Genomic DNA, 4,962 nt, shown 5'->3' on the forward strand with positions numbered 1-4,962 from the left:
CTGCAGGAGTTACAGGAAATGTGATTGACGGGTTTCCTTCCGAAAATTTAATCAGAAACCGATACATTGTTGATCGCTTCAATAAAGTAAAAGGCTTTGTTGATCGCTTCAATAAAGTAAAAGGCTACGAAAATATTTACGCTGTTGGAGACATTGCCTACATGGAAACTCCGAAATATCCTCAAGGTCATCCTCAGGTTGCTAATGTTGCCATTAATCAGGCAAAAAATTTAGGCAAAAACTTTTTAAGGAAAAATAAAAACGAATGGATAGAATATGAGTATAAAGATCAGGGTTCATTAGCCACAATCGGAAAACACAGAGCCGTTGTAGATCTGCCATTTATAAAATTTCAGGGATTTTTAGCCTGGTATTTTTGGATGTTCTTACATTTAATGCTTATTTTGAGCGTCCGAAATAAACTGGCGATATTTTTTAACTGGATGTGGAGCTATTTCAATAAAGATTCTTCTCTACGTTTGATTATTTCGCCATCTCAAAAAAATAATACGCAGCAATGAGAATTGACATTATAAGCGTGCTTCCAGAATTAATGGAGAGTCCGTTTCAAACTTCTATTTTGAAAAGAGCAGTTGATAAAGGTATTGTAGAAGTACATTTTCATCAGTTGAGAGACTGGTCTCTCAACAAACACCGCCAGATTGATGACGAGCCTTACGGAGGCGGCGCCGGAATGGTAATGATGATCGAGCCTTTAGATAAATGCATTTCTGAGCTTAAATCTCAGAGACAGTACGATGAGATCATTTATTTAACGCCCGATGGTGAAACGTTAAACCAGAAAATAGCCAATACTTTATCGATTAAAAACAATCTGATTTTTTTGTGCGGTCATTACAAAGGGATAGATCAGCGTGTAAGAGATCTTCACATTACCAAAGAAATTTCTATCGGAGATTTTGTTTTAACCGGTGGTGAATTGGCGGCCTGTGTTTTGGCAGATTCTATCATCCGTCTTGTTCCCGGAGTTTTGAATGATGAGCAAAGCGCTTTAACAGATAGTTTTCAGGACGATTTGCTTTCACCCCCGATTTATACAAGACCCGAATCTTACAAAGGATTGGAAGTTCCTAAAATTCTTTTAAGCGGAAATTTTGCCAAAATAGAAGAATGGAGACACGAACAGGCTGTAAAAATAACCGCAGAAAAACGTCCTGATCTTTTAGAATAAAAACTTATGCAATAAATAGTTTTTGTTTAAAATTTTACATTTTTAATAGCTCGTAACGACTTTTCATTCCATTTATGCCACATTTTAATGGATTATTTTTTATTAAATCATACCTATTTTCGTTTAAAATTTATAATGTAAATTTGAAAATTATTTATCATTTCGAAAATAATATTAAGATTTTGGAAATTAATTTCATTTGAGTTTTTTTAAGAAGCAAAAATTTGATATATTTAATGATAAGTTTAATTTAAATTTTTGTTACAATTAGAAAAATATGTTGATGGAGCTTTTTGCTTTTTACAATGTTGAAAATTTATTTTTGCCCGATCCACCGCAGATTCATAAACTTGATCCTACAAAATCAGGATTGCGAAACTGGGATGACAGAAAATACAGAATAAAGCTTTCAAAAATTGCACATGTTTTTCGCTTGATGAAGGAAGAAAACGGGGTTTTACCAGCTCTTATCGGTCTGTGTGAAATTTCCGGAAAAAAAGTGTTGGAAGATCTGGTAAAACTTGATCCGTTCAGCTCACAATACGGAATTGTGCATTACAATTCTCTGGATGAGCGAAAGGTAGATGTTGCTCTGCTATATGACAAATCTAAAGTTGAGATCATAGATTCTGAAGCTATTACTTTCTTTTTTGAAATTGCGGACAACAGACCCGATAATTATGACACGACAAGGGATGTACTCTTTACAAAAGTAAAATTCAGGGAAGAAATACTGAATGTTTTTGTAGCTCATCTTCCATCGAAGAGGGAAAAAGATATTAATCAGCCCAAAAGAAACTTTATTATGAATGAGATTCATAACAGAATTTTGAATATCATAAATAAAGATCAGGAACATGTTATTTTATGCGGTGATTTTAACCAAAACCCGGATGATGAAAATTTGATAAAGATTCTTTACGACAATACGCAGAAAAAGGTCTTGCACAACCCTTTTCAAAAGCTGTTTTCATCTAAAAAGTATTCTACTTTTCATTATAAATCCGGATTATTGTTTGACCAGATTATGCTGTCAGATTCTTTTTTTAAAGCTGATGCGGCATTATCTTTTCAGGAGGCAAAGGTTTTTAATCCTGAAAGTATGAGTACCAGAAACAGAGGTTTTGAAGGCAGGCCTTTCAGAACCTATGCCGGAACAAGATATCTTGGTGGTTTTAGCGACCATTTTCCGGTTTTAGTGGCTTTTATAAAAAATTGACTTAAAGAAACAAAATATTAAGATGAAAAACACAGACGATAATGCAAGCTATCAATTAGATCAGCTAGACAAAGAAATTATTTATATGCTGATGGACAATTCTAAAAGTTCTTTGGCGTACATATCTAAACAAGTAGGGATTTCTACCACTGCTGTACATCAAAGAATAAAAAAACTTGAACAGGCAGGAGTTATTGAAAACTCCATATCCTTTTTAAATCCTCGGAAAATAGGATATAAAGTAGTATCATACATCGGGATATTTTTAGACCAGCCAAGTCATTACAATGAAGTAGTAAAGTCTTTGAAAGAAGTGAATGAGGTTGTAGAAGCGCATTACACGACAGGAAATTACACCATCTTTATCAAAGTGTTGTGCAAAGACAACGACCACTTAATGCAGATTTTAAGTAAACTTCAAAAGCTGAAAGGCGTTACCAGAACTGAAACTTTCATATCTTTGGAACAAAGTATTTCAAGACAACTGAAAGTATGATTAACATTGCCCGATATTTAGATTCAACGTATTTAAAAACTTCGCAACAGTCCGGAATTTCTCAGCAGGAAACGTTGCAGAAAGTAAAAAATTTAGCTCAGGAAGCAATAGATCATCACATTTTTGCAGTAATGATCCGTCCCGACTATGTCGCTGAAATTAAAAATTTTTTAAATGAAAAAAATTCTGATGTAGTTGTAGGAACTGTAATCGGCTTTCATGAAGGAACGTATTCTGTTGATGAAAAGCTCAGTGAGGCAACAAAAGCGATCAGTGACGGAGCAGATGAACTGGATTTCGTAATAAACTATGAAGCATACCTTAAAGGAGACCTCGAGCTTGTAAGAGATGAATTTTTAAGATGTACACAACTGTGTATTCAACATCAAAAAATCGCCAAATGGATTATTGAGATTGCGGCGTTGACAGACCCACAAATTGCAAATCTTACGAAAAATATTTCAACTTGGGCTGAAGAAAATTTTGATGAAAAAGATTTAAAAAACATTTTCGTTAAATCTTCCACAGGTTTTTATCAGACAGAGAACGGAAAACCAAACGGAGCAACCTTCGAAGGAATCAAAATAATGCTTGATAATGCTGGTAAACTTCCCGTAAAAGCAGCGGGTGGAGTAAGATCTCCCGAAGATGCAGAAAAGATGATTAAATTAGGTGTGAAACGAATCGGTACATCTTCAGCTCTGGCTCTTATTAAAAACGAATCATCTTCTGAAGGTTATTAAATAAATCAAAATCTAAAAAATAAACCCGTCAAAATCTGGCGGGTTTTATTTTTATACTTGTTGAGCCTGATATTCTGCGTAAAACTCCTGAGTTTCCTGAATTACGGCATCCATTTCTTCCAAAGTAAATACTTCCAGGAATTTTCTCCTGAAATCTTTAAAGTGCGGAATCCCGCGGAAATAATTGCTGTAATGCTGTCTCATTTCTATTAAGCCCAGTTTTTCACCTTTCCATTCGGCACTCCATTCAGCATGCTGACGAACTGCAAGCAAACGGTCTGAAATTGTAGGAGCGGGTAAATTTTCACCCGTTTTAAAGAAATGCTTTATTTCATTGAAAATCCACGGATAACCAATTGCAGCACGCCCGATCATAATTCCGTCGCAGGCATATTTTTGTTTATAAGCCAAAGCTTTTTCCGGAGAATCAATATCACCGTTTCCAAAAATCGGAATCTCAATATTAGGATTTTGCTTAATTCTCGAAATATGTTCCCAGTCTGCTTCGCCTTTGTACATTTGTCCGCGCGTTCTCGCATGGATTGTTAAGGCTTTAATTCCAGTTTCCTGAAGACGTTCGGCAACTTCGTCGATGTTGATTGAATTGCTGTCCCATCCTAAACGGGTTTTCACCGTCACAGGAAGGCTAGTAGAGCTTACAACAGCTTTTGTAAGACGTACCATCATGTCAACATCTTTCAGAACACCTGCTCCGGCTCCTTTGCAAACCACTTTTTTTACAGGACATCCAAAATTGATATCTACCAGATCAGGATTTACCGTTTCCACAATTCTTGCAGACATTGCCATTGCTTCTTCATCGCCACCAAAAATCTGAATTCCTACAGGTCTTTCATAATCGAAAATATCCAGTTTTTTTCTGCTTTTAATTGCATCACGAATTAATCCTTCAGAAGAAATAAATTCTGAATACATTAAATCTGCTCCATGCATTTTACAAAGTCGTCTGAATGGTGGGTCACTAACATCTTCCATCGGAGCCAGCAAAAGCGGAAATTCCGGCAGTTCTATATTGCCTATCTTAATCATGGTGCAAATTTACGAATTTCTAAACTTTAAACAATTTAATAATATCTATTACGGTGATTCTTAAAATATTTATACAGTCAAGGAAAATTGAGCATAATACATATAATTTTCAGGAGCTAATTCCGGCTATCCGCTACTACTCCTCACGCCAGGCTTTTCCATCCTCTCCCCCTCCAACTCTCCCACGCAAGTTCCGGGGTAACCGCTTCTATCCGGGCTAAAAAGTATCTCTATAATTAAAAAACCCACCTTTGATTCCGGT

General features: G+C 35.7%; 5 protein-coding genes and 1 pseudogene. 5 read left to right on the plus strand and 1 reads right to left on the minus strand.

Going from position 1 to position 4,962, the window contains the following annotated elements; genetic code table 11:
- From AB4Y90_RS15480 to deoC, 5 genes and pseudogenes are all read left to right on the plus strand, one after another.
- Positions 1-521: pseudogene (locus AB4Y90_RS15480) on the plus strand (NAD(P)/FAD-dependent oxidoreductase); the annotation flags it as partial.
- Entirely contained in the window at positions 518-1,192 is a 675-nt protein-coding gene (gene trmD, locus AB4Y90_RS15485; protein WP_441558462.1) for a tRNA (guanosine(37)-N1)-methyltransferase TrmD, read from the plus strand. The pseudogene AB4Y90_RS15480 and the gene trmD, both read left to right, overlap by 4 nt.
- 283 nt (positions 1,193-1,475) lie before the next feature.
- Positions 1,476-2,411 carry an endonuclease/exonuclease/phosphatase family protein gene (locus AB4Y90_RS15490; protein WP_441558463.1) on the plus strand — a complete coding sequence of 312 codons (936 nt, stop codon included), beginning with the start codon at positions 1,476-1,478 and terminating at the stop codon, positions 2,409-2,411.
- A 22-nt stretch (positions 2,412-2,433) separates the two neighbouring features.
- Positions 2,434-2,907 carry an Lrp/AsnC ligand binding domain-containing protein gene (locus AB4Y90_RS15495; RefSeq protein ID WP_441558465.1) on the plus strand — a complete coding sequence of 158 codons (474 nt, stop codon included), beginning with the start codon at positions 2,434-2,436 and terminating at the stop codon, positions 2,905-2,907.
- Entirely contained in the window at positions 2,904-3,650 is a 747-nt protein-coding gene (gene deoC / locus AB4Y90_RS15500) for a deoxyribose-phosphate aldolase (protein WP_441558467.1), read from the plus strand. The genes AB4Y90_RS15495 and deoC overlap by 4 nt, the downstream gene beginning before the upstream one ends.
- 51 nt (positions 3,651-3,701) lie before the next feature.
- Here the strand turns inward: deoC and dusB are convergent, their stop codons facing one another.
- Positions 3,702-4,700: a tRNA dihydrouridine synthase DusB gene (gene dusB / locus AB4Y90_RS15505; protein WP_441558469.1), complete on the minus strand. Its 999-nt coding sequence runs from the start codon at positions 4,698-4,700 to the stop codon at positions 3,702-3,704.
- Between the last annotated feature and the right edge of the window lie 262 nt (positions 4,701-4,962).

The organism is Chryseobacterium sp. 2TAF14, assembly GCF_052115105.1.
Taxonomy (GTDB): domain Bacteria; phylum Bacteroidota; class Bacteroidia; order Flavobacteriales; family Weeksellaceae; genus Chryseobacterium.

Coding starts and splice junctions, on each gene's coding strand:
- trmD (WP_441558462.1), top strand. CDS start 518: ATGAGAATTGACATTATAAGCGTGCTTCCAGAATTAATGGAGAGTCCG.
- AB4Y90_RS15490 (WP_441558463.1), top strand. CDS start 1,476: ATGGAGCTTTTTGCTTTTTACAATGTTGAAAATTTATTTTTGCCCGAT.
- dusB (WP_441558469.1), bottom strand. CDS start 4,700: ATGATTAAGATAGGCAATATAGAACTGCCGGAATTTCCGCTTTTGCTG.
- AB4Y90_RS15495 (WP_441558465.1), top strand. CDS start 2,434: ATGAAAAACACAGACGATAATGCAAGCTATCAATTAGATCAGCTAGAC.
- deoC (WP_441558467.1), top strand. CDS start 2,904: ATGATTAACATTGCCCGATATTTAGATTCAACGTATTTAAAAACTTCG.